The 13,913-nt window shown below is 58.8% G+C and carries 14 protein-coding genes and 1 other annotated feature; of the genes, 8 read left to right on the top strand and 6 right to left on the bottom strand.

All coding sequences use genetic code 11. The features are described 5' to 3' along the window. Positions 1-53: 53 nt before the first annotated feature. The 5 genes from G5182_RS01660 to G5182_RS01640 all read right to left on the bottom strand — a co-directional run bounded on the left by G5182_RS01660 (position 54) and on the right by G5182_RS01640 (position 4,599). A complete protein-coding gene (locus tag G5182_RS01660; RefSeq protein WP_421254132.1) occupies positions 54-932 on the bottom strand; it encodes an alpha/beta fold hydrolase in 879 nt (292 codons plus the stop codon). Between the two features lie 8 nt (positions 933-940). Continuing rightward, positions 941-1,456 (bottom strand): Slp family lipoprotein, encoded by a 516-nt coding sequence (locus G5182_RS01655; protein WP_421254139.1) that lies wholly within the window; start codon positions 1,454-1,456, stop codon positions 941-943. Positions 1,457-1,574: 118 nt separating this feature from the next. Beyond that, positions 1,575-2,276, bottom strand: coding sequence for a tRNA (adenosine(37)-N6)-threonylcarbamoyltransferase complex dimerization subunit type 1 TsaB (gene tsaB / locus G5182_RS01650; protein ID WP_180349466.1), 702 nt, complete (start codon positions 2,274-2,276; stop codon positions 1,575-1,577). A gap of 54 nt (positions 2,277-2,330) precedes the next feature. Further along, entirely contained in the window at positions 2,331-4,286 is a 1,956-nt protein-coding gene (locus G5182_RS01645; RefSeq protein WP_421254131.1) for an ATP-dependent DNA helicase, read from the bottom strand. Positions 4,287-4,353: 67 nt separating this feature from the next. After that, positions 4,354-4,599 (bottom strand): hypothetical protein, encoded by a 246-nt coding sequence (locus tag G5182_RS01640; protein WP_047440092.1) that lies wholly within the window; start codon positions 4,597-4,599, stop codon positions 4,354-4,356. A 187-nt stretch (positions 4,600-4,786) separates the two neighbouring features. Continuing rightward, positions 4,787-4,911, top strand: a sequence feature (His leader region). Between the two features lie 28 nt (positions 4,912-4,939). Here G5182_RS01640 and hisG point away from each other — a divergent pair. The 8 genes from hisG to hisIE are packed head-to-tail and all read left to right on the top strand — an operon-like array spanning position 4,940 to position 12,185. After that, positions 4,940-5,836, top strand: a complete 897-nt coding sequence (gene hisG, locus G5182_RS01635; protein ID WP_071910208.1) for an ATP phosphoribosyltransferase — start codon at positions 4,940-4,942, stop codon at positions 5,834-5,836. A gap of 12 nt (positions 5,837-5,848) precedes the next feature. Next, the gene (gene hisD, locus G5182_RS01630) at positions 5,849-7,174 is read left to right on the top strand and encodes a histidinol dehydrogenase (RefSeq protein WP_421254130.1); all 1,326 of its coding nucleotides are present in this window, start codon (positions 5,849-5,851) and stop codon (positions 7,172-7,174) included. Then, positions 7,171-8,241, top strand: coding sequence for a histidinol-phosphate transaminase (hisC, locus tag G5182_RS01625; RefSeq protein WP_421254129.1), 1,071 nt, complete (start codon positions 7,171-7,173; stop codon positions 8,239-8,241). Before hisD ends, hisC begins: the two co-directional genes overlap by 4 nt. A gap of 15 nt (positions 8,242-8,256) precedes the next feature. Beyond that, the gene (hisB, locus tag G5182_RS01620) at positions 8,257-9,366 is read left to right on the top strand and encodes a bifunctional histidinol-phosphatase/imidazoleglycerol-phosphate dehydratase HisB (protein ID WP_421254128.1); all 1,110 of its coding nucleotides are present in this window, start codon (positions 8,257-8,259) and stop codon (positions 9,364-9,366) included. Beyond that, positions 9,366-10,007, top strand: a complete 642-nt coding sequence (gene hisH / locus G5182_RS01615) for an imidazole glycerol phosphate synthase subunit HisH (protein WP_182925519.1) — start codon at positions 9,366-9,368, stop codon at positions 10,005-10,007. Before hisB ends, hisH begins: the two co-directional genes overlap by 1 nt. After that, complete coding sequence (gene hisA / locus G5182_RS01610) at positions 10,008-10,769, top strand: 1-(5-phosphoribosyl)-5-[(5-phosphoribosylamino)methylideneamino]imidazole-4-carboxamide isomerase (protein ID WP_421254127.1); 762 nt, start codon at positions 10,008-10,010, stop codon at positions 10,767-10,769. It abuts the gene before it with no gap. Beyond that, positions 10,769-11,542 carry an imidazole glycerol phosphate synthase subunit HisF gene (gene hisF / locus G5182_RS01605; RefSeq protein WP_421254126.1) on the top strand — a complete coding sequence of 258 codons (774 nt, stop codon included), beginning with the start codon at positions 10,769-10,771 and terminating at the stop codon, positions 11,540-11,542. Before hisA ends, hisF begins: the two co-directional genes overlap by 1 nt. Further along, a complete protein-coding gene (gene hisIE, locus G5182_RS01600) occupies positions 11,535-12,185 on the top strand; it encodes a bifunctional phosphoribosyl-AMP cyclohydrolase/phosphoribosyl-ATP diphosphatase HisIE (RefSeq protein WP_421231018.1) in 651 nt (216 codons plus the stop codon). Before hisF ends, hisIE begins: the two co-directional genes overlap by 8 nt. Before the next feature lie 33 nt (positions 12,186-12,218). Here the strand turns inward: hisIE and G5182_RS01595 are convergent, their stop codons facing one another. After that, the gene (locus tag G5182_RS01595) at positions 12,219-13,733 is read right to left on the bottom strand and encodes a KAP family P-loop NTPase fold protein (RefSeq protein WP_227340601.1); all 1,515 of its coding nucleotides are present in this window, start codon (positions 13,731-13,733) and stop codon (positions 12,219-12,221) included. Positions 13,734-13,913 lie beyond the last annotated feature (180 nt).

The following is a 13,913-nucleotide window of genomic DNA, read 5'->3' as shown; positions in this document are numbered from 1 at the left end:
AACAGAAAATGTGAGGGAGAAAACAAACCTGGAATTATTGAAAGCTGGCGATTCTACCGAACTTGACAAAACTTTACGATACAAACGGCCGTATCAACCGAATTTTCCATATGAAAATGGTGGTTTCCACCCAATATGACCCGCTCGATCTGCTGGAAGGCATCCTGACGGGCCTGCCATTGGGCTTCAAGCGCAGCAAAGCCCTGCTCCCCCTGAATCAACAGCACAGGACAACGGATAGCCGCCATCAGTGCCCGGGCTTGCCCTTCGCTCATTCTCAGGGGTGAAAGATCCCGCAAACGGGGGTCGCTGCGCCAGTGCCAGCGACCAGCCCGCTCTTCAAGCTGCCGCTCACAGATAAGACGCGCCGCCTGCGGCGTGATATCCGCCACTTTGCAACGAGCGGCGACAGCGTCATTGATGGAGGCAAAGCCGTTGGCACTGCGCTCCCGAGTGCGACTGCGGTTTAAAATCGCACGTCGCAGCTGGGCAGGTACCTCCTCATCGGGCTGACTGAGCGGGCCCAGCCCCTCCAGCATGATCAGCCGTTCCACCTGTTCGGGAAACACCCCGGCATAGGTCGAGGCGATCAACGCCCCGAGGGAGTGACCGAGCAGAGTGAAGCGCGACCACCCTGCCGCCAGCACGATCTGGTAGAGATCGTCCAGCCAGTCGACAAAGACATAAGGGGTGGTTTTGTGATCGGAGTGACCATGTCCCGGCAGATCGACACAGATGAGGTGAAAATCCCCCAGATGGGGCGCCAGCGGCAAGAAGCTGGCACTGTTGTCGAGCCAGCCGTGCAGGGCAATCAGTAGGGGTTTGCCCTGCTGAGCCTGATCCGCGAGTTGATTCTCAAGCAGGGCCACCTGCCGACCATCAGCCAAGGTGAGCAGACGTTCGTGCAGAGTGCTTTTGATGCTGTTGATCATGGCAAGCCTTAGCGACGCAGCGGCCGTCTCGGCCAGAAGGGATCATAGAAGGGGTCGTAGAAGTAGGGGTCCATATAGTGCACCTCCACCTCCTTGACTGGCGGCCACAGCTTGCTGCCCGTCACATTGAGCACCGAAAAGCGGTACTTGTGCTCGCCAATCTGGCTATCAACCGGTTTGCCTATGGTGCCAAGCACTGTCAGGCTACGCCCCTTGGCGTAGAGGGTCGGGTCGACAAATCCCTTCATGATGGCCAGAAAGCGACCCGGGCTCTGCTCGGTCTGCTCCGGCACACCGTTGGACTTGAGCGGCAAGTAGACCACTTCAATGACGCTCTGATCCGCCTTGTTGTGCACCGCCGAGATAACGCCGCTCCAGCGGGCCGGTTTGCCCTCCATTCCGCCAAGGGCGGGCTGATAGGCCACCAGTTGGTTTTCTGGCTCATAGGCCAGCTCTTTGGGGACCGAGCTGCAGGCCCCGAGCAGCAGAGCCAGCGCCCCGACCACCATCCCGCGTTTCATCATGTCGCTTCTGGTATTACGCATCATGTCACTCTCCTGTTGCCAGCGTGGCCCGTCGGGCCATCCGCTTGTGTTGCAGCTGATGAGCGGCAAGAGCGACATGCTGTCAGTGCTCCTGCCCTTATTCGCGACCCGGCAGTTTTTTCCAGGTCACCTTGTCACGCAAATAGACCGGAGTTGCTTGTTCAACCGGCACCGCCTCCCCCGCCAGCCAGGCGGCGCGGGCCAGCGGCAACATGTCTTCTGCCGCCGGGAAACGCACCTGGCTCACCGCCAGCTCATCGGCCAGACCACTCAGGGTCTCGCCATAGGTTTCAAAACCGGTGCCGACGCAGGTCACAGGGCCCGCCAGCTTGCCACGGACGTCAACCAGTGCCGCGGGCTCGCTCACCACCTCGTCCCCCACCAGCTGCATGCGGCCATCAATCAGTTCATAGCGGCCGAAATAGACCTCGTTCATCCGAGCATCGATGGCGGTCAGCACCTGCTGGGCGCCATCCAGTCGATAGGCCCCTTGCGCCATGGCGGCCAGCGTCGAGATACCGATCAGCGGGACACCCGCACCAAACGCCAGACCTTGCGCCACACTGATGCCGATCCGCACGCCGGTAAAGGAGCCCGGGCCGCGACCGAACGCAATAGCATCAAGGTCACTCAAACTTATCCCGGCATCCTCTAACACAGCCTGAACCATGGGCAGTATTTTTCGTGTGTGATCCCGTGGCGCCTCCTCCCAGCGGGAGAACAGCTTGTCACCCACCAGCAAGGCGGCGGAGCAGGCTTCGGTGGCGGTATCTACGGCCAGGATCTTCAACTCGTTCATGCTTTCCAATCTCTATAAAATCAGTCAATTACATAACCGGCAAGCGAGATATGCTCACCCGTTGTTCAAATCTGTTAGCTGACGGCACACTTGTTCACCGCGTTCAGTGCGATCGAAAAAACTCCCCAGCGTTCCCAACTCCCGGGTACGGGGGATGGCAGGCAGACTCTTGATAAAGGTGGCGCCGTAAGGCTTGTTGACCATTCGTGGATCACAGATCACAAGCACGCCGTGATCACTGCGATCACGAATAAGCCGCCCCACCCCCTGCTTGAGGGCAATCACCGCCTTGGGCAACTGCAGCTCGGCGAAGGGATCCCCCCCCTTGAGCTTGCAATCATCCACCCGCGCCTTGAGCAACGGATCATCGGGGCTGGCAAACGGCAGCTTGTCGATGATAACACACGACAACGCCGCCCCTCGCACGTCGATCCCCTCCCAGAAGCTGCTGGTCGCCACCAGCACGGCGCGGCCATTCTCGACAAACTCCTTGAGCAACCGCTGCTTGTTGTCCTCCCCCTGCAACAAGACGGTGCGGCCAATCTCCCGGCGCAGCACCTCGGCTACCTGACGCATCACCTGATGGCTGGTGCAGAGGAAGAAACAGCCACCCGGCGTCTTGTTGATCAGCGGGATCATCAGATTGGCCAGCTGCTCGCCACGGCCAAAGGCATTGGGCTCCGGCAGATAACGGGGCACACAGAGCCGCGCCTGCTCGCCATAGTCGAACGGGCTGTCGAGAATAAGCTCAGCACTGCCCGCCAGCCCCAGCTCGGCCTTGAAGTGATCAAAACGCATATCCACCGTCAGGGTGGCGGAGGTGAAGACCCAGGCCACTTCCGGTCTTTGCACCTCGGCACTGAATCGCTCGGCCACCGATAGCGGCGTCAGATTGAGGGTGAAATGAAGCCGCGAGCAGTCGTACCAGTAGGAGAAACCGGTCTGGTTGACCGCCAGCACTTCACCCAAGCGGGTGCGCAATTCACTGATGCGCTCGAAGGCGTGATCCAGCTGCTCGCCCCGGCCGAGAGCCAGTTTCAGCACCTCGTAGCAGAGCCCGATAGCATCGTTGAGACGAGCCAAGGCCTGACCCCAGAGCGGCTGGCGCAGCATGTCGCGGGTATTGCCGCGACCGCCATCCACTCCGAAGGCGAGCCGTAAATCCTGACTGGCGATAGCGAGCCGGTCTGCCGCCTTGCCAAGCTGGGCCATGTCGCGGGCCTCGGCCCGATAGGCAAGCTGGATATCCTGCGCCAAATCCTGAATCGTTCGGCTGCCCACCGACTTGCCGAAGTAGTTGGTGGCGATCTCCGGCAGCTGATGTGCCTCGTCAAAGACATAGACTTGCGCTTCGGGCACCAACTCGCCAAATCCGGTGTCTTTCACCGCCATATCGGCGAAGAAGAGGTGGTGGTTGATCACCACCACCTGGGCGTCCATGGCTCGGCGTCGGGCCACCACCAGATGGCAGTCGTCGTAATAGGGGCAGTCGCGACCGAGGCAGTTGTCGTTGGTGCTGGTGACGTGGGCGAGGATCTCGGCGTTCTCCTGCAATCCCGGAATATCCCCCACATCGCCGTTATCGGTGGCGGTAGACCAGGATTTGACCTTCACCAGATCGTTCAGGATCTCAGGCTTTTGCAGATGGGATTCGCTCAAGAGCCGGTTCATCCGCTCGATGCAGAGATAGTTGCTGCGCCCCTTGAGCAAGGCCACCGGCGGGGTGTAGGAGAGCGCTCCTGTGATGGTCGGGAGATCCCGATAGAAGAGCTGCTCCTGCAGGTTCTTGGAGCCGGTGCTGATCACCACCCGTTTGCCGGATTTCAGCGCTGGCACCAGATAGGCGTAAGTCTTGCCGGTACCAGTCCCCGCCTCCACCAGCAGACGGCCACCACTTTTGATGGCGCGCGCGACCGCTTCGGCCATCTCCAGTTGGGGAGCGCGGGCTTTGAAACCGTCGATATGGCTGGCCAGAGGGCCATCTGGCTTGAACAGGGTCTGGATGGTCAAAAGGGCGTCCCGCAGCAAAAGCGGCCATTATGCCAAAAGCGCGGCAAAAGCGGGACAGATAATCTGCCTAGACGAACAGATCGATCTGATGCTCGGGATCCGGCTTGTGATCACCTTCCTCCGCCTTGGGCTGATCACGTTTGGCGGGCGTGTTATACGCCTGCTGGCGCTGCTGAGAATCACTGTTGTCAGTGCTGGTCTTGCGCAGCTGATGCTTCTTGCTGATCTGATTCACTTCCCGCTTGATCTCTTCGCTGCCGGGCGCGGCAGGTGCCCGGGGCAAAATGGGGAACAACAGGTCCTGGCTGGGCATGATGGCGACTCCTGCAGGGGTTATTGTCTAGTTATCGACCAGAAAACCGTTTCCGCCACTTTAATCGATCAAATCACAATTTCGGGTTGCATTTTCTGTCAAGGCAGGTAGTTTAAATCAGGCGTCAATTACGACATCTTATTTTGTAAAGGATTGATTACATGAAGTTCACCACCCTGAAGACTCATCACCACCATCATCATCCCGACTAGTCTTTCAGGAGGTTGACTGCTGGAAGACACTTAACTGGTGACTTCCAAAAGGACCGCAAGATTCATAAACCCTCGGAAGCACCCACTTCCGAGGGTTTTTTCGTTTTTGACTAGAAGGAAATCGAGCAATGGAAACACAACGTCTGCGTATCGCCATGCAAAAGTCCGGTCGTCTGAGCCAGGACTCCCAAGCCCTGTTCAAGAGCTGCGGCCTGAAAATCAACCTGCGCGAGCAGCGCCTTATCGCCCATGTCGAGAACATGCCCATCGATATCTTGCGGGTGCGCGATGACGACATCCCGGGTCTGGTGATGGAAGGGGTGGTTGACCTTGGCATCATCGGCGAGAACGTGCTGGAAGAGGTGCAGCTTATTCGCGCTTCACAGGGACTGCCCTTCGAGGTCAAAACCCTCAAGCAGCTGGACTTCGGTGGCTGCCGCCTCTCGCTGGCGGTGCCGGAAGATGTGACCTACACAGGGCCAGAGAGCCTTGCCGGCAAGCGCATCGCGACCTCCTACCCCGGGCTGCTCAAGCGCTTCTTTGATGAAAAGGGCCTTGGCTTCAAGAGCGTGATGCTGGGCGGCTCGGTGGAAGTGGCGCCCCGCGCGGGCCTGGCCGATGCCATCTGCGATCTGGTCTCCACCGGCGCGACCCTGGAAGCCAATGGCCTGAAAGAGGTGGAGGTGATCTACCGCTCCAAAGCGGTGCTGGTACAGGCCCCCAACCCCTTGTCCGATGCCAAGCAGAAGCTCATCGACAAACTGCTGCCCCGCATTCAGGGGATGCAGCAGGCCCGCGAGAGCAAGTACATCATGCTGCACGCCCCCAAAGACAAGCTCGATGCCATCACCGATCTGCTACCGGGTGCCGAGCGCCCCACCATCATGCAACTGGCCGGTGACACCAATCAGGTGGCGCTGCACGTCGTCTCCAGCGAGACCCTGTTCTGGGAGACCATGGAGCAGCTCAAGGCCCTCGGTGCCAGCTCCATTCTGGTGCTGCCCATCGAAAAAATGATGGAATAAGGAAGGGATATCATGCAGACCCTGATCTGGAAAACCCTCTCCCCCGCCCAGCAGGCCGACGTGCTGACCCGACCGGCCCTCAATGACGAGGCCGATATCGGCGCCGTGGTCAAAGAGATCATCGCAGCGGTACGCAGCCGTGGCGATGAGGCCCTGCGCGAGCTCAGCCTGCGCTTCGAGCGCGCCCCCCGTGAGCGGTTGCGCGTCAGCGAAGATGAGATTGAAGCTGCCTGCGCGCGGCTGGATGACGACATCAAAAGCGCCATCGAAGCGGCGATTGCCAATATTCGCACCTTCCACGCCGCCCAAGTGCAGCCTGTGGTACGGGTGGAAACCCAGCCCGGGGTGGTGTGCGAGCTGCGCACCCAGCCCATCAACCGGGTCGGCCTCTATGTGCCTGGCGGCAGCGCGCCGCTCCCCTCCACCGTGATGATGCTGGCTATTCCGGCGGCTATCGCCGGTTGCCGTGAAGTGGTGCTCTGCACCCCGTCCCCCGCCAGCGACGAGATCCTGTTTGCCGCCCGCGCCTGCGGGGTCGAGAAGGTGTTCGCCATCGGCGGCGCCCAGGCCATCGCGGCGATGGCATACGGCACCGAGAGCATTCCCAAGGTGGACAAGATCTTCGGCCCGGGCAACGCCTATGTGACCGAAGCCAAGGGGCAGGTTTCCCGCGACTGGCGCGGCGCTGCCATCGACATGCCAGCTGGCCCCTCCGAGGTGCTGGTGATTGCCGACGAGAGCGCCAACCCCGCCTTCGTGGCGGCGGATCTGCTCTCCCAGGCCGAGCATGGCCCCGACAGCCAGGTGGTGCTGGTGACCACCTCACCGCTGCTGGCCGATGCCATCGCAGGGGAGATCAAGAGCCAGCTGGCCAAACTGAGCCGCCGCGATATCGCCGCGCAGGCGCTCGGCAGCAGTCTGGTGATCCTCTGTGACGATCTGGCCGAGGCGTGTGCCATCTCCAACGCCTACGCGCCGGAGCACCTGATTGTGCAGACCCGCGCACCCCGCGAGCTGCTGGACCAGCTTGAGAATGCCGGTTCCATCTTTCTGGGAGCATGGACACCAGAATCAGTCGGCGATTACGCCAGCGGCACCAACCACACTCTGCCTACCTATGGCTATGCCCGCACCTGCTCCAGCCTTGGCCTTGCCGATTATCAGCGCCGCTACACGGTGCAGGAGCTGAGCACCGAAGGTATTCGCGGCCTTGGCCCTATAGTCGAGCGCATCGCCCAGGCCGAGGGGCTCGATGGCCACAAGAATGCCGTCACCCTCAGGTTGAACGCCCTGGCCGCCGCGCCCCAACAAACAGCACAGCAGAAGGATTTGTTATGAGTATTGCCAATCTGGCGCGCCGCGTGGTGCGGGCCCTCACCCCTTATCAATCTGCCCGCCGCATCGGCGGCAAGGGCCACGTCTGGCTCAATGCCAACGAAGCACCGCTGGCCTATCCCTTCACCATCGAGGGGAGCCGCCTCAACCGCTACCCCGAGTGCCAACCGGCCGAGGTGGTGAACGGCTATGCCGCCTATGCCGGGGTCAATCCGGATCAGGTGCTGGTGAGCCGCGGCGCCGACGAGGCCATCGAGCTGCTTATTCGCACCTTCTGCGAAGCGGGTGAAGATCAGATCCTCATCTGCCCGCCCACCTACGGCATGTACGCCATCAGCGCCGAGACCTGTGGCGTGGGCATCGTCGAGCAGCCGCTGACCGCCAGCCGCCAGCCTGACTGGCCCGCCATCGCCGATCGCCTCAGTGACGTGAAACTGGTGTTCCTCTGCTCCCCCAACAACCCCACCGGGGATCTGGTGGGGCGCGACGGCCTTATCGCCCTGCTGGAAAAAGCGCGGGATCGCGCCATCGTGGTGGTAGACGAGGCCTATATCGAGTTCTGCCCCGAGGCATCCGTGGTGGATCTGCTTGCTCGCTTCCCCAATCTGGTGGTGACCCGCACCCTCTCCAAAGCCTTTGCTCTGGCGGGGATCCGCTGCGGCTTTACGCTGGCGAGCCCCGAGGTGATCGCCATGCTGGCCAAGGTGATCGCCCCCTATCCCATCCCCGAGCCCATCGCCCAGATCGCGGCGCAGGCCCTCTCCCCCATGGGGCTGGAGCTGATGCGCGAGCGAGTGGTGGAGCTCAACAAGCAAAAAGCCGCCTTCAAGGCAGAGCTGGCAACGCTTGCCTGCGTGAAGGAAGTGTTCGAAGACAAGGGCAACTTCGTGCTGGTGCGCTTTGTGGATGGCGCCACCGTCTTTGCCGCCATGAAGGCCGCCGGCATCATACTGCGGGATTTCTCCAGCAAGCCGGGTCTGGACAACAGCATTCGCGTCACCATCGGCTATCAGGGCGAGATGGATGCCGTACTGGCGGTACTGCGTGATCTGCCCTCTCCCTCTCTTTAAAACAAGGATGTAGCGATGAAGACCCCGTTTTTGTTTATCGACCGCGACGGCACCCTGATTGAAGAGCCGGTGACCGACAAGCAGGTGGATAGCCTCGCCAAGCTGCGCTTCGAGCCCATGGTCATTCCGGTGCTGCGCGAGTTGCAGGCCGCCGGTTACGTGCTGGTGATGGTGACCAATCAGGATGGACTGGGCACCGCCAGCCTGCCGCTGGAGAACTTCCAGCCACCCCACGACCTGATGATGCACCTGTTTGAATCGCAAGGGGTGAAGTGGGAACAGGTGCTGATCTGCCCGCACTTCCCCACCGACGGTTGCAGCTGTCGCAAGCCCCACCTCGGGTTGGTGAAGGAGTACCTCGCCTCGGGCCGCATCGACTTTGCCAACTCCTTCGTGATTGGTGACAGACAGACCGATCTGCAGCTGGCAGAGAACATGGGCATTAGCGGGATTCGCTACCACCCGCAGGATCACGACTGGCTCGCCATCCGTGATCAGCTGTTGTCCAAGGGGCGCGTAGCCTCGGTGGAGCGCTACACCAAGGAGACGCGAATTCAAGTGGCGCTAGATTTGGACAAGAGTAGCGGCAACCAGATCGCCACCGGCATCGGCTTCTTTGATCACATGCTGGATCAAATTGCCACCCACGCCGGTTTCCAGCTCAAGCTGAACGTCAGCGGCGATCTGCATATCGACGATCACCACACGGTGGAAGATGTGGGGCTGGCGCTGGGTCAGGCACTGCGTCAGGCCCTTGGCAACAAGCGCGGGATCGGCCGTTTCGGCTTCGTGCTGGCAATGGACGAGGTGCAGGCGGTGATCGATGCACGCCCACTGACCGAGCAGGAGGTGAGCACCGCGCTGGATCTCAGCGGTCGCCCCTACTTCGTGTTTGACTGCCCGAGCGGTTTTGGCAGCGACAAGGTGGGTGAGATGGCCACCGAGATGGTGCCCCACTTCTTCCGCTCCCTCTCCGATGCCATGGCCATCACATTGCAGATGAAGGTGGGCAGCGGCAATACCCACCATCAGGTAGAGGCGCTGTTCAAAGGCTTTGGCCGCGCCCTGCGTCAGGCCATTCGGGTGGAAGGGAGCGAACTTCCCTCCAGCAAGGGAGTGCTGTGATGGATGTGAGCAAGCAGAAGCTGGTCATTATCGATACCGGCTGCGCCAATCTGGCCTCGGTCAGAATGGCGTTCGAGCGCCTCGGCGTGCAGCCGCTGGTCTCAAGCCAGGCCGCCGATATCGAGGAGGCGGACAAGCTGATCCTGCCCGGTGTCGGCACTGCGGTGGCCGCCATGAAGAACCTCAATGAACGGGGGCTGGTGCCCCTTATTCGCGCCGCCAAGCAGCCGCTGCTGGGCTTTTGCCTCGGCATGCAGATGCTGGCAGAGGCCTCCGAAGAGAGCATGGGTACGGATGACTCGTCAGAGCGGCTTATCGACTGCCTTGGCATAGTGCCGGGCAGGATCAAGCTGATGGAGGTGGGCAACCTGCGTTTGCCCCACATGGGCTGGAACCAGATTGAGCATGACGAGACCCATCCTCTGCTCAAGGGGATCCCGAGCGGCAGCTACTTCTATTTCGTCCACTCCTATGCGCTGGAGGTGACCGAGGCGACGCTGGCGACCTGTGACTACGGCCAGCCGTTTACCGCCATCGTCGCCGGGGTTGCAGAGCGCAGCAACTTCTTTGGTGCCCAATTCCACCCGGAGCGCTCTGGCGCAGCCGGTGCCCGTTTGCTGCAAAATTTTCTGGAGCTATGAATGATCATTCCCGCAATTGACCTTATCAACGGTCAGGTAGTTCGCCTCTATCAGGGGGACTACGAGCAGAAGACCGAATACAGCAGCAGCCCGCAGGCCCGCTTCGATGAATATGTCTCCCAGGGGGCGGTGCAGCTCCATCTGGTGGATCTGGACGGTGCCAAGGATGCCAAGGCGCGCCAATTGCCCCTGCTGACCCAACTGCTGTCGGCCACCGAAGCGCCGGTGCAGGTCGGCGGCGGCGTGCGCACCGAACAGGATGTGGCGGATCTGCTGGCCGCCGGCGCCAGCCGGGTGGTGATTGGCTCCACCGCCGTCAAATCCCCGGATCTGGTTGCGAGCTGGATGGAGAAATATGGCCCCGAGCAAATCGTGCTGGCGCTGGACGTCAATATCGATGAGCAGGGCAATCGCCATATCGCGGTAGCAGGCTGGCAGGAGAACAGCGGTGTGACCATCGAGGCGCTGATCGAGCGCTTCCTCCCCGCCGGGCTCAAGCATGTGCTCTGCACCGACATCAGCCGTGACGGCACCCTGGCTGGCACCAACGTCGAACTCTATCGGGATCTCTGTGCCCGCTACCCGAGCGTCGCCTTTCAGGCCTCCGGCGGCATTGGCGGCATCAAAGACATCGAGGCGCTCAAGGGCTCCGGCGTCAAGGGGATCATCCTTGGCCGCGCCCTGCTGGAGGGCAAGTTCTCGGTGGGTGACGCCATCGCCTGCTGGCAAGCCCCCGCAGCCGACACCACAGGAGGCAACTGATGCTGGCAAGACGCATTATCCCCTGCCTCGACGTGAAAGATGGTGTGGTGGTCAAAGGGGTGCAGTTTCGCAACCACGAGGTGATGGGCGGCATTGTCGAGCTGGCGCGCCGCTACGCCGAAGAGGGCGCTGACGAGCTGGTGTTCTACGATATCACCGCCTCCAGCGATGCCCGGGTGGTAGACAAGAGCTGGGTGAGCCGGGTGGCGGAGGTGATCGATATCCCCTTCTGCGTCGCCGGTGGCATCAAGAGCGTCGAAGACGCCCGCCAGATCCTCGAATTTGGTGCCGACAAGGTCTCCATCAACTCTCCGGCGCTGGCCGATCCGACCCTTATCAGCCGACTGGCCGAGCGCTTTGGCGTGCAGTGCGTGGTGGTGGGCATTGACTCCTACTTCGACGCCGAAACGGGTCACTATCAGGTCAAACAGTTTACCGGTGACGAGAGCCGCACCCGCACCACCGCCTGGCACACTCTCGATTGGGTACAGGAGGTACAAAAGCGTGGCGCGGGCGAAATCGTGCTGAACGTGATGAATCAGGACGGCATGCGTCAGGGTTATGAGCTCGATCAGCTCAAGCTGGTTCGCGGCGTCTGCAAGGTGCCGCTGATCGCCTCCGGCGGCGCCGGTGCCATGGTGCACTTTCGCGATGCCTTCACCCTCGCCGATGTGGACGGGGCGCTGGCCGCCTCTGTGTTCCACAAGGGCCTTATCCCCATTCCCGAATTGAAACGCTGGCTGAAAACCGAAGGAGTCGCCATCCGTGAATAACTTCTCTGATAACACGCAAACAACCGCCAGCGCGCGCCCCCTTGCCGAGCAACTCGACTGGGCTAAATGTGATGGCATGATCCCTGCCATCGTCCAGCACGCCGCCAGCGGCGAGGTGCTGATGCAGGGCTTTATGACCCGCGAAGCGTTGGAAAAGACCCAGACCACAGGTCAGGTCACCTTCTTTAGCCGCAGCAAACAGCGGCTCTGGACCAAGGGTGAAAGCTCGGGCAATGTGCTCCAACTCGTGGCCATCAGCACCGATTGCGATCAGGACTCCCTGCTGATTGCCGCCAACCCCGTCGGCCCCACCTGCCACAAAGGGACAACCTCCTGCTTTAATGGCCACCCGCTGCCACCGCTCGGTTTTTTGGCAGAGCTGGAGCAGGTACTGGCTGCCCGCAAAGGGGCCGATCCGGCCACCAGCTACACCGCCAGCCTCTACGGCAAAGGCACCAAGCGCATCGCCCAGAAGGTCGGTGAAGAAGGAGTTGAGGTGGCGCTGGCCGCCATGGCCAAGGATCGGGAGGAGCTCATTAACGAATCCGCCGATCTGCTCTACCACCTCACCGTGCTGCTGCAAAACGAAGGGTTGGGATTACAGGATGTGGTACAGCGGCTTAATGAGCGGCACAATAAATAAACTGATAATAAAGCCGGGTTATCCCGGCTTTATTTAGTCAAGATGCACGGCCAACTCAACTAAATTCTTATACGTTGTTAAACGTCGTTCCAACTGTGACAGCTCTTTTTCTGCCAAAGTAGAACTCTCTTTTACTGTTAACTTACGACATTGACTTGAATATTCTTTTACTAAATCTAGAAGTCGATTCGAATAACTATAATCTAGTGCTGGATTTAGCATACTTTTATATGACGCCACCAACAGTTCCTTTAAAGAAACATTATACTCCTTGTCTTCGAAGGGGTTTCGATATTTACCATCACCCATAAACTCTATATGAGTACCCATGGAGCTTTCTGCCTTTATAAAACAAGAAAAATTTTGTTCTACATATTCATTGATTAGAGCGTTAAAGCCTTTTAGCTTAGGGTGATTATCTGTAGTAGGCATTTTTCCATCCACTACAGCTCGATAATCTTCATTGTTTTTCTCGCACAGAGAAAACAGATAAACAAGAAAAATCAGATTTATTGTGCAACCTTGGTAATTGACGATGGAAGCAATCATTCGGTCCAACACTTGCTCTGTTCTTCTTAAGCTCAATGAAAAATGATCACAGACAGCTGTTAATACATTTACCAACACTTGACTATCAGTTATTTTCGGCCATGCATTGATATGCTCAAAATGCAATTTTTTATCTACAATTGCCTGCTGAATAAACTCTCGCCTAGAGATACTGCCTAACGTAAATCGTCTATGAAAAAATCGTCCAAGATAGCTTTCTGCATCAAAACCATCGCCATAAATGACCTTGATAGCATGCTGCAACTGCTCAGTATCTGTTGCCAGTACAAACACCACCCCGGGAATATCAAAAATATGTTTGATGGTCTCCAGCATTTCTACAGCATAAGAGGGACGACAACGATCAAGCTCATCTATCAAAATAAATGCGGGATAATCCAGTTCTCCTTCACTTAAACCAACAGCTCCCTCAACCCATTGCCGGATCTCTTGTTTAAGAAACTGGATAGATTCATAACGCTCTTTGTGATTGCTACAAAGTGTATCAACCAGCTTATCTGCGTCTTCTCCTTCCACAGAAAAGTCACTATCTTCCCATCCAGCTTTTTTAATGGCTGACTTGAGTACCAATTTTCCGCCTACCTTGAGCAAACCCAATAGCTTGGGCTTGATGCCATCAGGTATGGAAACCTTATTTCCTGTTGCATCTTTCAATTGATCGATAATCGACGAAATCACCGTCAATAAGGGATCATCGGAAAAGTCCTGCTGCCAGGCGTCGATATAGACGGTGGGATAGTGCGCTTTCAGCTCCATATACCAGCGCTTGATAAACCAGGTTTTACCCGCCCCCCACTCGGCATTGAGGTTGAGCACATAGTTGCGCTGCTTGCCTTCGGCGGCGAGGTAGTTGGTCAGAAATTCGGCATAGCGGGCGCGATCCAGCCGATCTGCGCTCAAACTCTCTTCGCTACCCGCAATGGCCCCCGGCCCGTCCCACTGAACTGCGTCATTCCAATTAAACGGTGCCACTACCATCTCGTATCTCTCCATATTGCGTTGCTGGAGATGATATCAGGGACACCGAGGAAATAGTTTGACTAAAGACCTGTTCGTTACCCTTTTTGCCACTCGGGGAGGTTTATTTAGCTGTTGTTCAACTTCTCTGTCGAGAGCCGATGATACGGGGTCGATACATGGTGGCAAGCTATCTCAACA

It is taken from the genome of Aeromonas sp. 600948, assembly GCF_049174875.1.
GTDB classification, from domain to species: Bacteria; Pseudomonadota; Gammaproteobacteria; order Enterobacterales; family Aeromonadaceae; genus Aeromonas; species Aeromonas veronii_A.
This window is presented reverse-complemented; position numbering and strand designations above follow the sequence as displayed.

Bases quoted from the DNA above. Each gene is read 5' to 3' on its own strand.
- G5182_RS01660 (WP_421254132.1), bottom strand. From the start codon at position 932: ATGATCAACAGCATCAAAAGCACTCTGCACGAACGTCTGCTCACCTTG.
- G5182_RS01655 (WP_421254139.1), bottom strand. From the start codon at position 1,456: ATGATGAAACGCGGGATGGTGGTCGGGGCGCTGGCTCTGCTGCTCGGG.
- tsaB (WP_180349466.1), bottom strand. From the start codon at position 2,276: ATGAACGAGTTGAAGATCCTGGCCGTAGATACCGCCACCGAAGCCTGC.
- G5182_RS01640 (WP_047440092.1), bottom strand. From the start codon at position 4,599: ATGCCCAGCCAGGACCTGTTGTTCCCCATTTTGCCCCGGGCACCTGCC.
- hisG (WP_071910208.1), top strand. From the start codon at position 4,940: ATGGAAACACAACGTCTGCGTATCGCCATGCAAAAGTCCGGTCGTCTG.
- hisD (WP_421254130.1), top strand. From the start codon at position 5,849: ATGCAGACCCTGATCTGGAAAACCCTCTCCCCCGCCCAGCAGGCCGAC.
- hisC (WP_421254129.1), top strand. From the start codon at position 7,171: ATGAGTATTGCCAATCTGGCGCGCCGCGTGGTGCGGGCCCTCACCCCT.
- hisB (WP_421254128.1), top strand. From the start codon at position 8,257: ATGAAGACCCCGTTTTTGTTTATCGACCGCGACGGCACCCTGATTGAA.
- hisH (WP_182925519.1), top strand. From the start codon at position 9,366: ATGGATGTGAGCAAGCAGAAGCTGGTCATTATCGATACCGGCTGCGCC.
- hisA (WP_421254127.1), top strand. From the start codon at position 10,008: ATGATCATTCCCGCAATTGACCTTATCAACGGTCAGGTAGTTCGCCTC.
- hisF (WP_421254126.1), top strand. From the start codon at position 10,769: ATGCTGGCAAGACGCATTATCCCCTGCCTCGACGTGAAAGATGGTGTG.
- G5182_RS01595 (WP_227340601.1), bottom strand. From the start codon at position 13,733: ATGGTAGTGGCACCGTTTAATTGGAATGACGCAGTTCAGTGGGACGGG.